Here is an 18530-nt window from a genome sequence, read left to right as displayed (position 1 = left end):
CTGGAGGGGCGCCGATGTTACATATCCCGTCCGATAACATCATATCAGCCGAAAAACGTCTTTGATGCGGCGGATTTCGTGCAATTCATCGATGATGATGAGGTCAAATCGTGTTGCGTCACGCTGCCAGCAAGGTTCTGTTTCAAGGCAGAATGTCGCGGCCTGTATAATGCGCTGTGCCTGACGGGGTGAGAGGCTTTGCGCGGCCTCCGTCAGGTGGCGACGCGCTTTAATCTCTACAAAAACGAGGTGACCGGGATCGGCGACAATCAGGTCAATTTCACCAAATGGCGTACGTTGGCGTCGCGCGAGGATGTCGCAGCCTTCTTCTTGAAACAGGCGTGCGACGCGATCTTCCGCCGCGAGACCACGCCGATAGGCATCCGCGCCACGCAGCGCCCGGCGCAACGTCACTTTTGCTTCTGCAAAATCCGCGCCGCTTCCACCGCGAAGTACGTCAGCACGCCGTGACACCCCGCGCGTCGGAAAGCGATCAGACTCTCCAGGATTGTTTTTTCCCGATCCAGCAGGCCGACCTCGAAGGCATTTGCCAGCATCGCATACTCGCCTGAAACCTGATAGGCGAAGAGCGGCACCTTAAATGTGGTGCGGACACGATGGATGATATCGAGGTAGGGCATACCGGGTTTGACCATTACCATATCCGCGCCTTCCTCAAGGTCAAGAGCGACTTCCCTCAGGGCCTCATCCGTATTGGCCGGGTCCATCTGATAGGTCTTCTTATCCCCCTTCAGGCGACCGCCAGATTGCAACGCTTCCCGGAAAGGGCCGTAAAAGGCACTGGCATATTTCGCGGCATAGGACATGATACGGGTATTTTGGAAGCCCTCTTGATCAAGGGCGCGCCGGATCACGCCGACCCGTCCATCCATCATGTCTGACGGCGCGATGATGTCGATGCCGGCCCGGGCCTGATTGACAGCCTGCCGCGCCAGAACCTCAAGCGTCGCGTCATTCACGATTTCCTCGCCGGAGATGAGGCCGTCATGGCCGTGATCCGTGTAAGGGTCGAGCGCGACGTCACCGATAATGCCGAGATCCGGGTAATGTTTCTTGATTTCCCGTGCGGCACGACAGATCAGGTTATCCGGATTTTCCGCCTCACTTCCGACCGCATCCCGCAGATGTTCCGGCGTCACGGGGAAAATCGCGATCGCCGGGATGCCCAGAGCCACCGCTTCGGCAAGATGAGCCTTCAGGCGATCCACACTGACGCGCGCGACGCCAGGCATCGCCTTGATGGCGGAATGATGGTTTTGCCCCTCACAGACGAAAATCGGCCAGATCAGGTGATCCGTCGTCAGACATGTTTCGCGCACAAGGCGCCGCGTGAAATCATCGACGCGGTTCCGTCGCATCCGGGTCGCGGGGAAAGCCATCGCGTTTAATCCTCCCGAAGGCGCGCATTGGCCAGACGGCTATGCCGCCGACCATAAAAAACATAGACGAGTATGCCGAGTGCGAGCCATACAGCCAGACGAAGCCAGGTCATGATGTCAAGCGTGACAATCATGCCGACACAGACGATAATGCCCAATATCGGCACGGTCAGCCCACCCGGCACGGTGAAGGCCCGGGGGCGATGCGGCTCATGGATACGCAGATAGATCACACCGGCACAGACCAGAACAAACGCGAAAAGCGTGCCGATCGACACCATCACCCCTAGCACCCAGATGGGAAAGAGCGCGGCAAGAAACGCCGCCAGCAGCCACGTGATGACGTGACCCATGACGGGCGCGCCGGTCTTGGGGCTGACATACCCAACCGCTTTCGGCAGAAGCCCGTCACGGCTCATTGCATAAAAAACGCGGGCCTGGCCGAGCATGACGCCGATCAGCGTTGCCGCATAACCAAAGAGAAGGCTGATTTTGACGACGGTCTGCAACCAATCGAGATGGGTGACGTCGATCGCGGTCGCGACCGGGCTGGCATCATCGGCCAATGATTTATAATTAACCACCCCTGTCAGCACAAAGGCAAAAACAACGAAGAGGATTGTGCACACGATCAGACTGCCGAGGATGCCGATCGGCATGGTTTTTTCAGGATCGCGTGTTTCCTGCGCGGTTGTGGCGATGATGTCGAAGCCGAGATAAGCAAAGAACATCATCCCGGAAGCCTGCAACACGCCGGAGAACCCGAAACTTCCGAAATGACCGTCATTTTTCGGCAGGAAGGGGTGGAAATTCGCAAAATTGACGTGGGGGGCGCAGAAGATAACAAGTAGAACAATCACGCCGATTTTAAGAAACACGACAAAATTATTGAAAAGCAACGAGCCCGAGATACCGCGGACCAGAAGGAGGCTGATCAGGGTCAGGGCGATCATGGCGGGCAGGTTGACCCAACCATGGGCAGATGTCCCGTCCGCCAAAGTCGTCATCAGAAAAGGTGAGGTCAGCAGGCGCGGGTCGATTGAGATGCCCCATTGATGCACGAGCGAGGCAAAATAGCTTGACCAACTGACGGACACGGCCGCGCCGCCGACTGTATATTCCAGGATCAGATCCCAGCCGATAATCCAGGCAATCAACTCACCAAGGGTCGCGTAAGTATAGGAATAGGCTGAACCCGCACTTGGGATCATGCTCGCCAGTTCCGCATAACATAACCCGACCAAGGCGCACGCGATGGACGCGATCAGGAAAGAGAGGACCACGGCGGGGCCTGCATGTTGGCCCGCCGCGACACCCGTGAGGGAAAAGAGACCGGCGCCCACAATCGTGCCCACACCCAGCGCGATCAGGCCGGACGGACCGATGACGCGCCGCATTGCAGAATGACGCGAATCGTAAATATCCTGGTCGATCGATTTACGGCGCAGTAACGATTTCGCCTTAACGGGCATAAAACTATCCTTAACGAACGCCATCCCGTCTCGTCAGGATGGCGATGACTGATAATATGGGATATGAAGTCAAAGTCCATAACGCCATCATTTTCAAGCGCTCTGATGAGGGAAAATTCTTATGTGTTCCGCCGCGCATCCTGACCTTTCAAAATTTTATTTAGGCAATCTTGCTCAATCCGACAAAGAAGTCGCGGATATCCTTCACCAGGAGCTTGTGCGTCAGCAGGATGGGATCGAGCTGATCGCTTCGGAAAACATTGTGTCCCTCGCCGTGCTGGAAAGTCAGGGCTCTGTCCTTACCAATAAATATGCGGAGGGCCTGCCGGGGAAACGCTATTACGGTGGCTGCGTCGAAGTTGATAAGGTTGAAACACTCGCGATTGACCGGCTGACCCGTATTTTCGGTGCGAAATTCGCCAATGTGCAGCCACATTCCGGCGCCAATGCCAATATGGCGGCCTTCATGGCCATGGCTGCACCGGGTGACACGATTATGGGGATGAGCCTGGCCACCGGAGGGCATCTGACCCATGGCGCCGCACCGAATTATTCAGGCAAATGGTTCAAGCCCGTGCAATATGGCGTGCGGGCTGAAGATGGGCGGATCGATATGGAGGAGGTGGCGCGTCTCGCGCGTCAGCACAAGCCCAAAATCATCATTGCCGGGGGCTCCGCCTATCCGAGGGTCATCGACTTCGCGCATTTCCGTCAGATCGCGGATGAGGTCGGCGCTTACCTCATGGTCGATATGGCCCATTTTGCAGGGCTGGTAGCGGCTGGGCTGTTCCCCAACCCGGTGCCCCATGCGCATATCGTGACCAGTACAACACATAAAACGTTGCGCGGCCCGCGCGGCGGTGTCGTGCTGACAAATGATGAGGAACTCGCCAAAAAGGTGAATTCCGCTGTGTTTCCCGGGCTCCAGGGTGGGCCGCTCATGCATGTCATCGCCGCCAAGGCCGTCGCATTTGGGGAGGCGTTGCAACCCGCCTTCAAGTCCTACCAGCAGTCGGTTCTCGCCAATGCGCAGGCTCTCGCGGATGCGCTGAAAGAACGCGGTTTTGATATTGTGACGGGTGGCACGGATTGTCACCTCGCCCTTGTCGATCTGCGCCCGAAGAAAGTCACCGGTAAAGTGGCGGAAGCGGCTTTGGAGAGGGCAGGGATGACGGCCAATAAAAACGCCGTGCCTTTTGACCCGGAAAAACCCTTTGTCACCTCTGGCATCCGCCTCGGCAGCCCAGCCGCGACCTCACGCGGGTTTGGCGTTGCGGAATTCCACGACATCGGGCGGATGATTGATGAAGTGCTCTCCGCGCATGACACTGCGTCGCAGGATGCTGTTGAGACCCGCGTGCATGAGGAGGTCAAGGCACTTTGCCGTCGCTTCCCGATTTACAAAGGTGCCTATCCCTCTGCCTGAGGCAGGCATCATCCGGGCGGCGTGCACCGCCGCCCGACAGAGGGACAGGTCAATATCACCTCTTTTCAGGCGATGACTTTAAGCCGGATTTTCGTCGCTTTCTCCACTTCGCGCACAAGATGGCGCTTTTCCGGCCCGCAGAAACTGATGGCGAGACCGCGCGACCCGGCCCGGGCCGTGCGGCCCGCACGGTGGATGTAAGTTTCGACACTGGGTGGAAAATCGTAATTCACCACAAGCCCGACATCATTAATATCCAACCCGCGCGCCGCGACATCTGTTGTGACGAGAATATGGTCACGCCCCTCGCTGAAATGACGTAACGCTTTAGTACGCGCCGCCTGGCGCATGTCGCCGTGCAATATATCGGCCATGACGCCCGCCTTCCGCAGAAACCGCGTCACCGCATCGATCTCGGCCTTCATATTGACAAAAATAATGGCCCGCCCGCGGCGCGCTTGTAGACTTGCCAGAAGCAGATCGCCCTTAACCTGACCGGTGATAAAGGCGAGTTGGTGGTGCATCTGGCGCGGCATGGCGGCTTCAGGCTTGACGTCAACCCGTATGAAGCCTTTCGGGCGTATCTGCTGTGTCAGATCCTTTAACGCTGCCGGAAAAGTCGCTGAACACAGGATGAGTTGCGCGTCATCGGCACAGCCTGCGGCAATTTCCAACACTTCCGCGGCGAAACCCTCATCCAGCAAGCGATCAACCTCATCGATAATCAGCGTCGCGATGTGAGACAAGGTCACAGCACCGTCACGCCGGAGGTCAATTAATCGACCCGGTGTTGCCACCATGATCCGCGCCCCGCTTTCCAACTTTTTTATCTGGCGCGCGCGGTCCTCACCCCCCATGATGACCACGGATGAGATCCCGAAAGGGCGGGCCAGATTGCGTAAAATGCCGGCAATCTGCATCGCCAGCTCCCGCGTCGGAGACAGGATCAGCGCCTGAGGTGCCGGGATTGGGTTGGCGGCGGTTGGCGCCATGAGCCTCTGCAACAAAGCGGCGAGATAGGTGATGGTCTTCCCCGAGCCTGTCTGCGCCGTCAGAATGACATCCCGCCCGGAGAGGAGATGCGGCCAGGATTTGACCTGCACCTCATTCGGATGCGCGACACCCTCACGCGCCATGGCGGCGCAAAGTCGGGGGTCGAAACCAAAATCTGAAAGGTTTGTATCGGGCGTCATATTCACTTCTTGCCAAAAATGAGCGTCTGGCGCAAAGAGCGAACATGTCAGTCGCGGTTATCAGTGAAAATTTCGCCGGGATGCGTGCGCAGGCTGAAGGGCTGCTGCACCGGCTGGGTGTTGAACCCGATTTCCATACCATCCTGCTTAAGGGCATGTGGCGTCACCTGCCAACACGGTTTTGCCCCGACCCCCTTAAAGCGGCCGCGCCAATCCAACTTGCGCCGGACACGCAATGGCTCCTCAGTATCGGGGGGCGCGGCGGCGCGATAGGCGCGGCCCTTCGTCGGAAGACGGGACTGAAACTCGTTCAGGTTCAGAATCCGCGCATGGGCTTCGATCAATTTGACCTCATCATCGCCAATCATCACGACGATATCTCAGGGCCCAACGTCATCTCCATCCGCACCGCTCTGCACAATGTCACCTCCGACCGCCTCGCCTCGGCGCGGGCTGAGTGGGCGGCGCGTTTGCAACGGGCGGGTCGGCCCCTCCTTTGCGTCATGCTTGGCGGGTCGAACGGGCGCTTCCGCCTTGGGCATGAGGAGGGCCGCCTGATTGGCCAAAGCCTGGCACAGATGGTGCGGCAACAGAATATCGCGCTTGCCGTCACGCCCTCACGTCGCACGGACAGGCAGGCGCTTGCGGCTTTGACGTCGGAACTTGAAGGTCTTGATGTCTATATCTGGGGCGATGAGGGCGATGACCCGTATCTCGGCATGCTGGCATTGGCGGATATGGTCGCGGTCACGACGGACAGCGTGTCCATGATTTCAGAGGCGGTGGCCACGAAGGCACCCGTTCAGATCATCCCCCTGCCTGGACGGTCACGACGCATTTCAACCTTTGTGGAGGGCCTGACCCGTCTGGATCGCGTCCGACCCTTTACGCCGGATTGGCGCCCCTGGGACGTTTCCCCGCTTGACGACACGGAAATTGCGGTCGAAGAAGTAAGAAAGCGCCTGCTGGGCTAGCTTCCCCGCCGGTTTGACACGGATTTGAGGATGTTATGCTCGATATCAGCACCTTCACGCCTCAACGGGGTGGCAATGTTTTTTACAAAGCCATCGCCCATCCTCTCGCCGCGTCACTTATCCGAAAAATAGGCGCTGACCTCGGCAACGGGGCGCGCCTCGCGATCTATGACCCTGATCATGAGGCTTCCAATTTCCTGGCGCTTTACCCGGCCTTCAAGCCGGGTTACGGTTTCTTCACCCATCGGTCTGAAGAAGTCGGGAGGGATGATGGCAGAGGCGGCGTTTTCCAGCCTCTGTTTGACATTGCGCAGAGTAACGCCACCCACATACTCGCCCTCTCATTTGATGACGCTAAAACACGGTCTCGCCTCTCCCGCGTGACACGGGAAGATCAGCAGATCATCACGCTCGGTGGGGCCCGTTTGCCGGAGGCCATGCTCAGCAATAAGCAGAATTATCTCGATAAACTTAACTTCGCGACAAATTTTGCTTTCTTCCGCGATGATGACCAACTCTCCACGCGCCTCGTCGCCGCCAATTACTGGGGCCATTACGGCGCGACAAATGTGCGCTATTGGTTTCGTCTTTATGACGGGGTTGGGCGCGTCATTGCCGAATGGGAGGACCAAATGACAGCCCCCGGCGCGGGCTTGATCATTGACAGCCAGGAAGTCAGAAAACGCTTCGCCCTCCCGGCTTTTTGCGGGCAGTTATTTCTGCATGTTCTGGGCGCGCGGGGGCATGACACCGTCAAATATGCACTCGATATCTATGGGCGAGGGCGTGATGCGAGCCTCTCCGTCACTCATGACGCCAATGCATGGCCGTCACCCCGCTTCGCGACCTTGCCTGCGCCGGATGATGAGGAGCAGATTATTCTCTGGGTCCAGAATAGTCACGCCTCTTCCATCAGCCCGGGTGAGATTTCGTTAAACCGTATGGGTGACACGCGGGAATACCCTGTCACCGTCGAGATCCCGGCTTTCGGGACCTATCGGCTGGATGTGGGGGAGCTGATGCCGGACGTCAAATGGCCGGCCCAGCTTGAATTGCGCGCGGGTAATCATATTGTGCGGCCGCGTTATGAGGTGGTGCAACGCGGCCTGACGCGGATCGCGCACCTCAATATTGAGCGACAGGACCTCAAGCCCGACCCCACCATTGCAAAAATGCCTGCATGGATGGGGCGCGGATTTATCATGCCGTTCCCCGTGCTTGACCCCGCAAAATATACGACCTTCCTGCAGCCCAACCCCATGTCGGAGCAAGTGACTCATCTCCCCGTGCGGGTGGATTTATTTGACCGGCAGGGGAGGCAGGTCCGGCAGGAATTTCTCGGCAATCTCCCGCGTCATCACGCAGCAGCTTTCGCCATGCATGAGCTCATGCCGCATGAAGGGCATGGGGAGCTTGTTTATGATTACCGTGATGGCGGCGCGGCGGATGGCTGGCTGCACGCCATGTTGCGCTATCGTGACCGCACCACTGGACATGCGGCTGAAACAAGCTTCGGTGCGCATATCTTCAATACACTCATGACTTGGCGCAACGAGCCGCAATCCTATACCGGGCCGCCGCCAGGTTTAACGACTCGGCTCTTCCTTAAATTAGGTCAGGCGGGGATGCGCAGTTTCAGTCACCTCATTTACCCGACATCCCTTGAAGGGGGAGCGCCCTCCGAAACGATCCTGCATCTCGTGGCGCGGGACGGCACGGAAATCGCGCAGAAAGCGATCCATATCGCGCCATCGGGCTCAGCAATCATCTGGCCGGATGAGATATTCGGCCGAGACCTGATCGGGAAAGCCGGAGAGGGGGGCTATGTCCTCATCCGCGACATGACATGCCGCCTATTCGGCTATCATGGCCAGATGAATGCGAAGGCCGGTTTCTCGCTCGATCACATGTTCGGGTTCTGAGATTTTCCCGCAAGTGGCTTGTCACACGGTGCCGAGTTTGATAGTGATCCCGGCATCGCAACTGGGGTGCGTAGCTCAGCGGTAGAGCACTGCCTTCACACGGCAGGGGTCACAGGTTCAATCCCTGTCGCACCCACCAGTTCGATCCATTTCCCAAACTTCGTGTCAGTAAAAATCGCGTCGCGCGCGGGTCACGCCTGTGGCGCGGTCAGGGAGATACCGGTCCGAAAAAGTTTTAATGGATCCCAGGTGGAGAGCCTGAGATGCTGGCCCCTTCATCAAGCGTGATCGGGAAATTCATGTCATGAGACTCTCTCTCAAATTATTCTGCGTCACCATTGCCATGTCACTTTCCACCCACAATGCTCTGGCAGATGAGTGCCGGGGCGTCGTCATCAAAACCATCCCGGGCGATGATCTTGACGGGAAGAAAGGCACAGTGCTGGAATTGATCCACGCTTATGAGGGCAAGCCGGACGGCACCCCCCTGACTTATGGCGGGCATGGGGGCGGGATTTATCCGGCCGATCACGTTAAAATCCTGAATTGCACGCTGCGTAAAATAAAGACGGAGCCCTATTTTGACCTCATCCTCAGAGACACGCCTGAAAATGCACACGAGATACTGTATCAGTCGATCATGAATAAGCTTGTCGATGCCGGCCTGGATTACGCAAATGCGGGCAATGCGGCCTCCACCTATCTGGAACAGCCCCGCAAAGCATGCAGCCTGATGATCAAAAGAGCCCTCGACGGTGACCCGGCTGCCATCACCATTATTCGCAAGACCGGCATCTGTCAGCCGAAATGACGCCGCTTCGCCTGAAACAAGCTGGCTTTATGCCTCGTTTCCATCAGCTTTGGCGCTGATTGTTACGGGGTGGAAACGGGAGTGCTGTCGGGAATAAACCACGTAGATTAAAGCGCCAAGCATGGCATAAGCGAGAAGCAGAATAACGGGAAGCGGATTGCCCATGAGCGCATCTCGCCCGATATCCACCACCAGCGGTATCATCATCACGCCTGACAGCACGATCCCGAGCATGGGTGTCACACCCAGCCAGTAACCACGTATCATCACGCCCCCAAGCGGGACTTCAAACGGGCGCGGTGCGTCCGGCGCGTGGTTACGTTGCCAGATGACCGTAAAACACACCATGGCGAAGGCCAGAGCCGTGCCGATACTCACGATTTCACTGATGACATCGATCGGCAATGTGGCTGTGCCGATGGCGACGCAAATGCCGAGGATGATCGTGCCCGTCCAGGGTGTGCGAAAACGTTGATGGACGTGAGAGAATAAGGGCGAGATCAACCCGTCACGACTCATGGCGTAGAGAATCCGCGATTGCCCGTAAAGCAGGCCGAGCAGGACCGAGCATAGCCCCACCGTGGCGCCGATATTGACGCACAGCATCAGAAAGGGCGCGTGCATCTTTGAGACGGCGATGGCGAGTGGGTCTGCCACATTGAGTTGACGGTAAGGCACGATACCGAGCAGAACCACCGCCACGCCGAGATAGATGATGGTGCAGATTACGAGACTGCCGATAATGCCGATGGGCACGTCGCGCCGCGGATTCCGCGCTTCCGTCGCTGCGGTCGAAACGGCCTCGAACCCGACATAGGCGAAAAAGATCACCGATGCCGCGCGGAATACGCCCCCCCAGCCATAGCGAAATCCGCCTTCATTTTGCGGCATGAATGGCGCCCAGTTATGGGGCGAGATGGCGAAGACGCCAAACCCGATAAATAGCAGGAGCACACCCACCTTGATGCACACCACAATGGTATTAAGCCGTGCCGTCTCCTGCACCCCGATGACGAGGAAGAAAGTGATGAAGCACACGGCAAGCGCGCCGACGCCGTTTATCCGCCAGTCAAAACCGATTCGGGTCGCTTCCGCGGTGACATTTGTAATAAGGGTGGAGGTCTGGAACCATTCAGGCACATGAATATGGAAGGCCCCGGCCAGGCTTGACGCATATCCGGACAGTCCGGACGCCACAGCGATGCAGGAGATCCCATATTCAAGCAGCAGCAACCAGCCCGTGACCCAGGCCGCACGCTCCCCCATTGAGACATAGGCGTAGGAATAGGCGGAACCGGACACCGGCATGCTCGCCGCCAGTTCACCATAGCAAAGCGCGGTAAAGAGGCACGCGACCGCCGCGATGACGAAGGAGATCAGCACAGCTGGACCGGCATATTGCGATGCCGCCATGCCGGTCATGACGTAAATGCCCGCACCCACGGTTGAGCCGACACCGAGAAGTGTCAGTTGTGTCGCGGAGAGTGTCTGCTTCAAGGACCGATCCTTGAAGTCACGCTCTATCTGCACAAGCGTTTTGCGGCGGGATGGCATACTCATCACTCAAAGGCAGGAATCGGCAGCACCTTAAGAAAAATTAAATTTTAAGGAGAGCCAAAACGTTTTGATGGCGGAAAAATCGTCATCGTGCCAGTATAAAATATCCGACACTGCCAAAAATGATACAGTAATAAGCGAAAGGCGCGAGCGCCCAGCCATCATGCTTGCGGAAATAACGCAAAAGGAAAAGCGTGCTCAAAAGCGCTGTGACACCTGCCGCAACCGCCGCTATGACTGAAAGTTCGGCCATTTCATGGGTCACTTTAATGTGGCGCAATGCAAAGCCTTCCTTGACCGTTGCCGCGAATACGATCGGTTGTGCCATGAGAAGCGAGAATCGCGTCGCAACCTCGTGATTCAACCCGCGCAGGAGGCCGCCAATAATCGTCGACCCTGATCGCGAAAGTCCCGGCAACAAAGCGAGGCACTGCCAGACGCCGATGAAAAGCGCGTCTTTTACCCCCAGGGCTGAAATGACTTCCCTTTTTTGCGGGCGCTGACGGGCGCGCAGCCCCTCCATCGCCAGCAGGAGGAGCCCATTCGCGATCAGTAACAGAGAGACAAGACGCGGATCTGCGAAAATGCGACGGAAATAATGTTCGAAAAGCCCGCCAATGATCACGGCCGGAATCGTCGCCACCACCAGCAGGAAGAGTATACGCAGCGATTCAATCTGACGCTGCGCACCGTCGCGCCCTGTAGCGCCACGGAGCAGGGACCACCAATCCCGCCAGAAGACGGCAAGCAGCGCGATGAGCGTCCCGAAATGCAGAAAAGTGAGAAAGGGCAGGAAATAGGGGTCATGACGGTCAAACCCCCATCCGAAAAGTGCGGGCACCACCACCCCATGCCCGAGGCTGCTGACGGGAAAAAGTTCTGTCACTCCTTGGAGAACAGCGTAGGCCAACGCTTGGATGACGGTCATGGACTTCCCAAAACAAATGTTTGCGTGCAAAATCAATGCCGCAAGCCAGGCATCAAGGCAACCCTGACGCCGCGTGCACGTGGGCTTCTATGCCGCTATTGCATGAATCTACTGGTCATGAGGTCATTATTGTCTCAGAAATTCCGTGGGGGCGCCGCCCTTGCCAGCCTCGCCGTGCTGATCGTCGCCCTGGGCTTTACCGCTTATATCGGGGCGCATCGCCATGTCTTCAGCGGCGCGACCCTCCAATATACTGCATTGTTCAATTCCGCGAACGGCCTGCGACCAGGTGCGGAGGTGATGGTTTCCGGCGTCACAGTGGGTCAGGTCAATATGATCACCATTGATAAGGATACGGATCTCGCAAAGGTCGTTTTCAGTATTGATAAAAACCTGCCTTTGACCACCGATGCCGCCGTCGCGATCGTCGCGCCGGACATGACGTCCGACAATGCTCTGATGGTTAATCCCGGTCATGCTGCGACGCGGTTGAAACCGACGGAGATGATCACATCAACCACGGATCAGTTATCGCTGGAGCAACAGGTGAGTGACTATATTTTTGGCGGCCATCTCCAATAAGCGATGAGCGCCGTCTGAGATGGCGCGCTTCAGGTCGATGCGCGCATTGCCGGATGTGACCGAAGAGAAAAGGAAATTCGATGCTTGATCGTCGCCTGATGCTTACCGGGAGCCTCGCTGCCTTGAGCACCCGCGCTCATGCCGCCAAATTGTCGGGACGGGCATCACCCGCCTATCAGGCCTTTCTGAACAATGTCAAAAGCGCCGCACGCGCGGAAGCCATACGCGATAACGTGATCAATGATGCGTTCTCGGGCCTTAAGGCGCCCAATCGCAGGGTCATCGCCCTTGACCGTCGTCAGCCGGAGGGCACGCTGACATGGCAGGCCTATAAGAACCTTGTGCTGACGCAGGACACATTGGAAAGAGCGCGCATCAACATGGTTTCGCAGCGCGACATTCTCAAACCTGTCTCCGATAAATATGACGTTGATCCCGCTATCATCATTGCAATCTGGGGGCTTGAGTCGTCCTTTGGCAGGAAAATGGGAAAATTCAATATTTTCGATGCCTTGGCGACTTTAGCTTATGAGGGGCGACGGCGTCGCTTTTTCCGCGCTGAACTCATCCAGGCCCTTCATATTCTCGACCGGGAGGGCTTCCACGCCGCTGACATGTCCGGCTCCTATGCCGGGGCGATGGGGCAACCGCAATTCATGCCAAGCGCCTATCTCAGATTTGCTGCGGACGGGGATGGGGATGGCGTCCCTGATATCTGGCACAGCCGGGCGGATGTATTCGCTTCAATCGCGAAGTTTCTGCACCACTTTGGCTGGCAGCGCGGCCGACGCTGGGGTTACGCCGTGACGATGACAAAGCCCTTGCCGGTGGGCCAGTTGGGGCGTCGACATCGCGCCACCAATCAGCAATGGTCACGTGCCGGCGTTATTGGCGCGGATGGCGCAGCCCTGCCCCCGGATTCAGATCTCGGCGCGATTATTCCGACGGGAGAGGTGACCGCTTCTGGCTTCTCATCCGGTTTTGTGGTCTATGATAATTTCATGACGATCCGTCATTATAACCCGGCGGATTTCTATGCGCTTGCAGTGGGCTTGATTGCTGATGAAGCTTCGCGAATATAAGGCTGCGCTGGTCACGCTGGTTATCCTGACGGGCTGTCACGAAGCGGGGGCGCCCCCTCAAGCAAGCTTGCACCCGGCGCTTGGCAAACCCTGGAAAGGGCTCGATCGCTGGTTCTACCCCGAGGCGAAAACGGAATATTCTGAGACGGGCCTCGCCCAGATCTACACGCGGCCGGGAAATACCCCATTGCCGGATGGGGAGGTCTGGTCCGCCGCCGCCATGACGGGCGCGCATCAGACATTGCAGCTTCCGGCTTTAGTCCGGGTGGAGAATCTCAATAATGGCCGGGTCGTCAAAATCCGGCTCAATGATCGCGGCCCCCGTGATGGGCGGCGCCTTCTTGCTGTCACGCCAACTGTCGCGCGGATATTAGGTATGGGGAAAAATCCAACGCCTGTGCGGATCACGCTGGACCCTCAGCAAAATGCCGCCTTAGGTTATGACTCGGCGGCCATACCTGACCTCGGCATTGCGCCACCGGGGCGTGGCACAGTGACGGCGCAGTCGCTGGATGGCCGCGACCGACAGGTTTTTGACGCGGATGCAGGACGCATCAAGGCGCGAAAAACGCTGAGCGCGGGCGAGGCCCTGCCACCAACCTACATTCAGAAACCCGTTTATCCATTTAATTATTATGTTGTTCTAGGATCTTTCTACCAACATCGTGTTGCCGCGCGCGTCGCGACACGTTGCCAGGCCCTTGTCACGCGGGATGTCGGAGACGGCGCCAACCCCGCATGGCAGGTAATTGACGGGCCATTCCCCACGGTAGAGAAAACCGACGACGCGCAGAGTCGTGCCCAGAAATGTGGCATTAGTAATCCACGCCTCTTGGTCAGATAGGAAGTCACGTGCCCACTCGACGTTTTCTTCTCGGCAGTTCGGCTGCCGCAGTTGCTCTCTTTGCCGCAAGCCCCGCAATGGCCCGGAAACGCCAAGCCCGTAAGGCCCCCCTGCCGGTCAAGGAAGCCGTGCCGGACCCGGAACTCGCCACGCCGGCGGAAACACCGGTCGGGCCGGTTAATGTCAATGCCCGATGGGCCTGCGTGATGGATTTCGAGACGGGCGCGACACTGATGTCTAAATCGGCCGACGCCCATATGCCGCCATCCTCCCTTACAAAAATGATGACGGCCTATATTGTGTTCGGGATGCTGAAATCCGGTCGTCTGACGTTATCTCAGAATCTACCGGTCAGTGAGAAAGCCTGGCGTATGCAGGGCTCCAAGATGTTTGTGCCGCTGGGTGAAACGGTAGAGGTCAGCAAACTGATCCAGGGTATGTTAATTCAGTCCGGCAATGATGCCTGTATCGTTTTGGCGGAAGGTATCGCGGCGTCTGAGGCACAGTTTGTCACCCTGATGAACCAAATGGCCAGTCGGATGAAAATGGAAAACACGCATTTCACCAATTGCACCGGATGGCCCGACCCTGACCATTATATGTCAGCGCGCGATACGACGATCCTCGCCATGCATCTGATCCGGGATTACCCGGAATATTATCATTTCTTCTCCGAGAAGGAATTCGCCTTCAATCACATCAAGCAGGGAAACCGGAACACGTTGGTCGATAAGGGCCTCGCGGACGGGCTCAAAACGGGACATACGGATGCAGGCGGCTTTGGCATGTGCGTCAGTTCGGACCGTCACGGACGGCGGGTTGTCGTCACCCTGAATGGCATGACATCCATGAATGTCCGCGCGCGCGAAACAGCGCGTGTGCTGGATTGGGCCTTCGCTGAGTTTGAGAATGTGACAATTTTCAGCAAGGGTGACGTGGTGGATCATGCGCCTGTCTGGATGGGGGTTGAGGATAATCTGCCTCTCGTCGCCCCGTCCGATATACGCCTCACGCTGCCACGTAATTGGCGCGCACGTGATCACCTCTCCATCACTTACGCATCTCCGCTCATTGCACCGATATCGGCGGGACAAAGCTGCGGCGCACTTGTCTTTTCAGCCCCGGGCATGAAGGAAATCCGCCTGCCCCTGTTGGCTGACCACGCTGTGGCGCGCCTCGGCCTGCTTGGACGTGCCACGCGGCGCCTTGGCCTTGCAAACGGCTCCACGCAGTGAGGCGGCGCGGGGTTTTCATCACCCTGGAAGGCGGGGAGGGGTGCGGCAAATCAACGCAACTCGAGCTCGTCACAAATTTGCTTAAAGAACAAGGAGTTCCCGTCCTTTCCACGCGGGAGCCGGGGGCAGTGCGGGGGCGGAGCTACTTCGTAACACCATCTTATTCAACGATGTCACTTTCTCCGCGCGGTCAGAAGTCCTCCTCCACATGGCGGCGCGCGCGGACCATGTGGATCAGATCATCCGGCCTGCCCTTGAAGGCGGGCAACTCGTCCTTTGTGATCGCTATCATCACTCCACCATCGCCTATCAGGGCTATGGCGTGGGACGTGGCGCGACTGACATTCTGAAATTTATTGATGATGCGCGACGCCTCATTGCCTTTGAGCCGGATAAAACGTTCCTCCTTGATGTTCCGCCGGAGGTGGCGGCGCATCGTCTCGCCAGGCGGAAGGGCCGTGCGGATCGTTATGAGGAAAAGGGCGCCGATTTTCATGACCGCGTACGGCGCGGCTTCGACGAAATCGAGGCGCAGGAGTCGGTACGAATTATACGCATTGACGCGGACGGCGATGCGGACGCGTTAAGTCGCATTTTATGTTTTAAAATCAAGGAATTAATGGCTGGCGCGGCGCAATGATAAAAGAGAAGGCCCGTGACGTTGTCGGGCATGATGCCGCAATCCAGCAATTTGAGGCCGCCCGACGATCGGGCAGGCTTCATCATGCATGGCTCATCACGGGAACGCCCCAGATCGGCAAAACCACGCTGGCGCTGTTTTTTGCCAGAATCCTGCTCAACGCGATGGACCCGAAAAGTCCGATCTCACACCGTTTTGAAGCGGGCACGCATGGCGACCTCCTGGTGATCACGCGCGGGGTGAGCGCCGGGAAAGGAGGAGAAAGCCAGACGATCGTCGCCGCAGACATCAAGCCTGTGCAGCAGCTTCTGCATCACACCGCCGCGGAAGGCGGCTGGCGGGTGGTGATCGTCGCGGGGGGGATCTGCTCAATAACTTTGCCGCCAATGCCTTGTTGAAACTTCTGGAAGAACCACCTGAAAAAACGGTATTTTTCATCACCGCGGATAATACAGCGGCCGTGATCCCGACAATCCGCAGTCGCTGCCATAAGCTCTTCCTTCATCCTCTGAAGGATGCGGATATGCAGGTTTTTCTCGCCCGCCATCAATTGACGGACCCGGATTCGAATCAGCGCCTGATCTCCCAGGCGAAAGGTCGGCCGGGATATGCGCTGGAGCTGGCCTCCCGCCATCATGAAGATCTGACGCAGATCGTGGAAGAGCTTGCTTCCGGCGCATCCCGCGCCCTGTCGCCTGCCCAGGCGGAGCGTATCGCGAAAGAGGAGAGGGGTTTTTCTACCTTCTGCGATTTGCTACAGGAGCGCATCCGGGAGGCGTCGCTGACTTCCTGTCGCAAGGGAGATCAAAGCGCGGCAAACCGGGCAGCGGAAATCTATCAGAAGTTGATATATTTGCGGCATGAGACCGACCGCTTCAATCTCGACAAGACACTGGCAGCTCTTAAAGCCGCTGCGATGATAGGCAGATTATGACGTCGCGATATTATGTTACCACGCCGATTTATTACGTGAATGGCGCGCCCCATATCGGGCACGCTTACACTTCTGTCGCGGCCGATATCATCGCGCGCTTTCACCGTCTTGACGGGCGGGAGGTGTTTTTCCTGACTGGCACGGATGAGCACGGTCAGAAAGTGGAACAGGCCGCTGCCCAGGCGGGGCAGTCCACCTTAGACTTCGTCGATGGCATTTCCCGCAATTTCAAAGACATGGCGGACGCCATGGGTATTTCCTATGACCGTTTTATCCGCACGACGGAGGCACGGCACAAAGACGCGGCGCAGGCCCTTTGGCGTCAGGTTGCGGAGAATGATCATATTTATCTCGGCGCATATGAAGGTTGGTACGCACTGAGAGATGAATGTTTCTACAGTGAGGATGAGATCACCCTGCTGGAGGATGGCACCCATATTGCCCCGAGCGGGGCACCTGTGACGTGGGTGAAGGAAGAATCCTATTTTTTCCGCCTTTCCGCCTTTCAGGACCAATTACTCGCCCTTTATGAGGCAAACCCGCATTTCCTCGGGCCGGCAGGACGTCGGAAGGAAATCATCAGTTTCGTTAAATCGGGCCTGCGGGACCTCTCTATCAGCCGGACAAGCTTCTCCTGGGGTATCCCGGTACCGGGTGACCCAAAGCATGTCATGTATGTCTGGTTCGACGCGCTGGCAAATTACCTTTCCGCCCTCGGCTATCCCGATATGCAAAATGAGGGGATGAGGTTCTGGCCCGCCAATGCGCATATTGTGGGCAAGGACATTATCCGCTTCCATGCGGTTTTCTGGCCTGCCTTCCTGATGGCTGCGGGGCTGGACCTGCCGGACGCCATTTTCGCCAATGGCTGGTGGACCATCGAGGGTCAGAAGATGAGTAAATCTTTGGGCAATGTCATCGACCCCCGGGACCTTGCTTCAGAATTTGGCGTCGATGCGGTGCGGTTCTTTATGATGCGGGAAGTGCCTTTCGGGGGTGACTCGGATCTGAGCCGTAAGTCCCTGATCAATCGCGTCAATGTGGAACTGGCCAACGGGCTCGGCAATCTGGCGCAGCGGACGCTGACGCAGATCAACCGTCATTTCGATGGAAAATTGCCGGAATGGGGCGATATACAAGGCGATGACCGCGATTTATTGGCGCAATCCTCGCTTCTGCCGGACCTCCTGCGTCAGCATGTCGCCCGCTTTGCCCTGACGGATGGGCTGGAAGCCGTCTGGAAAGTGGTGCGCGCGTGTAATGCCTATATTGATCATCAAGCGCCTTGGGTTCTCAAAAAGACCGACCCTGTTCGTATGGGCACGGTGCTGCGCACACTTCATGAGGCTTTGCGTCATATCGCCATCGTCCTACAACCATATATGCCGGGGACAATGGATAAATTGCTGACGCAACTCGGCATTTCTCAGAATGCGCGTCAATTAGCTGACCTTGCACAGGGTGAAATTGATGCAGAATTGCCCGCGCCTCAGGGCCTCTTCCCGAGATTTGTGGAAGAGGGGGCGTGAC

Annotated in this window: 17 protein-coding genes, 1 tRNA gene and 1 pseudogene; 13 read left to right on the top strand and 6 right to left on the bottom strand. The window is 57.4% G+C overall.

Annotation, left to right across the window (positions count from 1 at the left end):
• Positions 1-39: 39 nt before the first annotated feature.
• The 3 genes from CGLAMM_RS07450 to CGLAMM_RS07440 are packed head-to-tail and all read right to left on the bottom strand — an operon-like array spanning position 40 to position 2896.
• Entirely contained in the window at positions 40-414 is a 375-nt protein-coding gene (locus CGLAMM_RS07450; RefSeq protein WP_394819820.1) for a YraN family protein, read from the bottom strand.
• The gene (gene hemB, locus CGLAMM_RS07445; RefSeq protein WP_394819819.1) at positions 411-1400 is read right to left on the bottom strand and encodes a porphobilinogen synthase; all 990 of its coding nucleotides are present in this window, start codon (positions 1398-1400) and stop codon (positions 411-413) included. The genes CGLAMM_RS07450 and hemB overlap by 4 nt, the downstream gene beginning before the upstream one ends.
• Before the next feature lie 5 nt (positions 1401-1405).
• Positions 1406-2896, bottom strand: a complete 1491-nt coding sequence (locus tag CGLAMM_RS07440; protein ID WP_394819818.1) for an APC family permease — start codon at positions 2894-2896, stop codon at positions 1406-1408.
• Between the two features lie 97 nt (positions 2897-2993).
• Between CGLAMM_RS07440 and glyA the strand changes: the two genes are divergently transcribed.
• Entirely contained in the window at positions 2994-4298 is a 1305-nt protein-coding gene (gene glyA, locus CGLAMM_RS07435) for a serine hydroxymethyltransferase (protein WP_394819817.1), read from the top strand.
• A gap of 65 nt (positions 4299-4363) precedes the next feature.
• On the opposite strand, the gene CGLAMM_RS07430 is transcribed toward glyA, so the two are convergent.
• Positions 4364-5491 (bottom strand): DEAD/DEAH box helicase, encoded by a 1128-nt coding sequence (locus tag CGLAMM_RS07430; RefSeq protein ID WP_394819816.1) that lies wholly within the window; start codon positions 5489-5491, stop codon positions 4364-4366.
• 44 nt (positions 5492-5535) lie between these two features.
• Here CGLAMM_RS07430 and CGLAMM_RS07425 point away from each other — a divergent pair, with 44 nt between their 5' ends.
• From CGLAMM_RS07425 to CGLAMM_RS07410, 4 genes are all read left to right on the top strand, one after another.
• Positions 5536-6465: a mitochondrial fission ELM1 family protein gene (locus CGLAMM_RS07425; RefSeq protein WP_418115522.1), complete on the top strand. Its 930-nt coding sequence runs from the start codon at positions 5536-5538 to the stop codon at positions 6463-6465.
• Between the two features lie 35 nt (positions 6466-6500).
• Positions 6501-8387: a hypothetical protein gene (locus CGLAMM_RS07420; RefSeq protein WP_394819813.1), complete on the top strand. Its 1887-nt coding sequence runs from the start codon at positions 6501-6503 to the stop codon at positions 8385-8387.
• A 64-nt stretch (positions 8388-8451) separates the two neighbouring features.
• Positions 8452-8526: transfer RNA gene (locus CGLAMM_RS07415), tRNA-Val, on the top strand.
• Between the two features lie 165 nt (positions 8527-8691).
• Complete coding sequence (locus CGLAMM_RS07410; protein ID WP_394819812.1) at positions 8692-9198, top strand: hypothetical protein; 507 nt, start codon at positions 8692-8694, stop codon at positions 9196-9198.
• A gap of 27 nt (positions 9199-9225) precedes the next feature.
• Here the strand turns inward: CGLAMM_RS07410 and CGLAMM_RS07405 are convergent, their stop codons facing one another.
• Both CGLAMM_RS07405 and CGLAMM_RS07400 read right to left on the bottom strand, forming a co-directional pair.
• Positions 9226-10758: an amino acid permease gene (locus CGLAMM_RS07405; protein ID WP_394819811.1), complete on the bottom strand. Its 1533-nt coding sequence runs from the start codon at positions 10756-10758 to the stop codon at positions 9226-9228.
• A gap of 82 nt (positions 10759-10840) precedes the next feature.
• Entirely contained in the window at positions 10841-11683 is an 843-nt protein-coding gene (locus tag CGLAMM_RS07400; protein ID WP_394819810.1) for an undecaprenyl-diphosphate phosphatase, read from the bottom strand.
• A gap of 129 nt (positions 11684-11812) precedes the next feature.
• Between CGLAMM_RS07400 and CGLAMM_RS07395 the strand changes: the two genes are divergently transcribed.
• From CGLAMM_RS07395 to metG, 8 genes and pseudogenes are all read left to right on the top strand, one after another.
• Positions 11813-12265, top strand: a complete 453-nt coding sequence (locus CGLAMM_RS07395; RefSeq protein ID WP_394819809.1) for an MlaD family protein — start codon at positions 11813-11815, stop codon at positions 12263-12265.
• Positions 12266-12345: 80 nt separating this feature from the next.
• Entirely contained in the window at positions 12346-13347 is a 1002-nt protein-coding gene (locus CGLAMM_RS07390) for a lytic murein transglycosylase (protein WP_418115521.1), read from the top strand.
• Complete coding sequence (locus CGLAMM_RS07385; protein ID WP_394819808.1) at positions 13328-14191, top strand: septal ring lytic transglycosylase RlpA family protein; 864 nt, start codon at positions 13328-13330, stop codon at positions 14189-14191. Before CGLAMM_RS07390 ends, CGLAMM_RS07385 begins: the two co-directional genes overlap by 20 nt.
• 8 nt (positions 14192-14199) lie before the next feature.
• On the top strand, positions 14200-15426 hold the full coding sequence (locus CGLAMM_RS07380) for a D-alanyl-D-alanine carboxypeptidase family protein (RefSeq protein ID WP_394819807.1): 1227 nt from the start codon (positions 14200-14202) through the stop codon (positions 15424-15426).
• A pseudogene (gene tmk, locus CGLAMM_RS07375) lies at positions 15423-16066 on the top strand (dTMP kinase). Before CGLAMM_RS07380 ends, tmk begins: the two are co-directional and overlap by 4 nt.
• Positions 16063-16464 carry a hypothetical protein gene (locus CGLAMM_RS07370; RefSeq protein WP_394819806.1) on the top strand — a complete coding sequence of 134 codons (402 nt, stop codon included), beginning with the start codon at positions 16063-16065 and terminating at the stop codon, positions 16462-16464. The pseudogene tmk and the gene CGLAMM_RS07370 overlap by 4 nt, the downstream one beginning before the upstream one ends.
• Positions 16461-17000, top strand: coding sequence for a hypothetical protein (locus CGLAMM_RS07365; RefSeq protein ID WP_394819805.1), 540 nt, complete (start codon positions 16461-16463; stop codon positions 16998-17000). Before CGLAMM_RS07370 ends, CGLAMM_RS07365 begins: the two co-directional genes overlap by 4 nt.
• Complete coding sequence (metG, locus tag CGLAMM_RS07360; RefSeq protein ID WP_394819804.1) at positions 16997-18529, top strand: methionine--tRNA ligase; 1533 nt, start codon at positions 16997-16999, stop codon at positions 18527-18529. The genes CGLAMM_RS07365 and metG overlap by 4 nt, the downstream gene beginning before the upstream one ends.
• Position 18530: the final 1 nt, after the last annotated feature.

The sequence above is a fragment of the Sorlinia euscelidii genome (assembly GCF_036452135.1).
In the GTDB taxonomy this organism is placed as follows: Bacteria; Pseudomonadota; Alphaproteobacteria; order Acetobacterales; family Acetobacteraceae; genus Sorlinia; species Sorlinia euscelidii.
The sequence above is the reverse complement of the archived record's forward strand: the minus strand, read 5'-3'. Positions and strand labels throughout refer to the sequence as shown.

Bases quoted from the DNA above. Each gene is read 5' to 3' on its own strand.
- hemB (WP_394819819.1), bottom strand. From the start codon at position 1,400: ATGGCTTTCCCCGCGACCCGGATGCGACGGAACCGCGTCGATGATTTC.
- CGLAMM_RS07440 (WP_394819818.1), bottom strand. From the start codon at position 2,896: ATGGCGTTCGTTAAGGATAGTTTTATGCCCGTTAAGGCGAAATCGTTA.
- glyA (WP_394819817.1), top strand. From the start codon at position 2,994: ATGTGTTCCGCCGCGCATCCTGACCTTTCAAAATTTTATTTAGGCAAT.
- CGLAMM_RS07430 (WP_394819816.1), bottom strand. From the start codon at position 5,491: ATGACGCCCGATACAAACCTTTCAGATTTTGGTTTCGACCCCCGACTT.
- CGLAMM_RS07425 (WP_418115522.1), top strand. From the start codon at position 5,536: ATGTCAGTCGCGGTTATCAGTGAAAATTTCGCCGGGATGCGTGCGCAG.
- CGLAMM_RS07420 (WP_394819813.1), top strand. From the start codon at position 6,501: ATGCTCGATATCAGCACCTTCACGCCTCAACGGGGTGGCAATGTTTTT.
- CGLAMM_RS07410 (WP_394819812.1), top strand. From the start codon at position 8,692: ATGAGACTCTCTCTCAAATTATTCTGCGTCACCATTGCCATGTCACTT.
- CGLAMM_RS07405 (WP_394819811.1), bottom strand. From the start codon at position 10,758: ATGAGTATGCCATCCCGCCGCAAAACGCTTGTGCAGATAGAGCGTGAC.
- CGLAMM_RS07400 (WP_394819810.1), bottom strand. From the start codon at position 11,683: ATGACCGTCATCCAAGCGTTGGCCTACGCTGTTCTCCAAGGAGTGACA.
- CGLAMM_RS07390 (WP_418115521.1), top strand. From the start codon at position 12,346: ATGCTTGATCGTCGCCTGATGCTTACCGGGAGCCTCGCTGCCTTGAGC.
- CGLAMM_RS07385 (WP_394819808.1), top strand. From the start codon at position 13,328: ATGAAGCTTCGCGAATATAAGGCTGCGCTGGTCACGCTGGTTATCCTG.
- CGLAMM_RS07370 (WP_394819806.1), top strand. From the start codon at position 16,063: ATGATAAAAGAGAAGGCCCGTGACGTTGTCGGGCATGATGCCGCAATC.
- metG (WP_394819804.1), top strand. From the start codon at position 16,997: ATGACGTCGCGATATTATGTTACCACGCCGATTTATTACGTGAATGGC.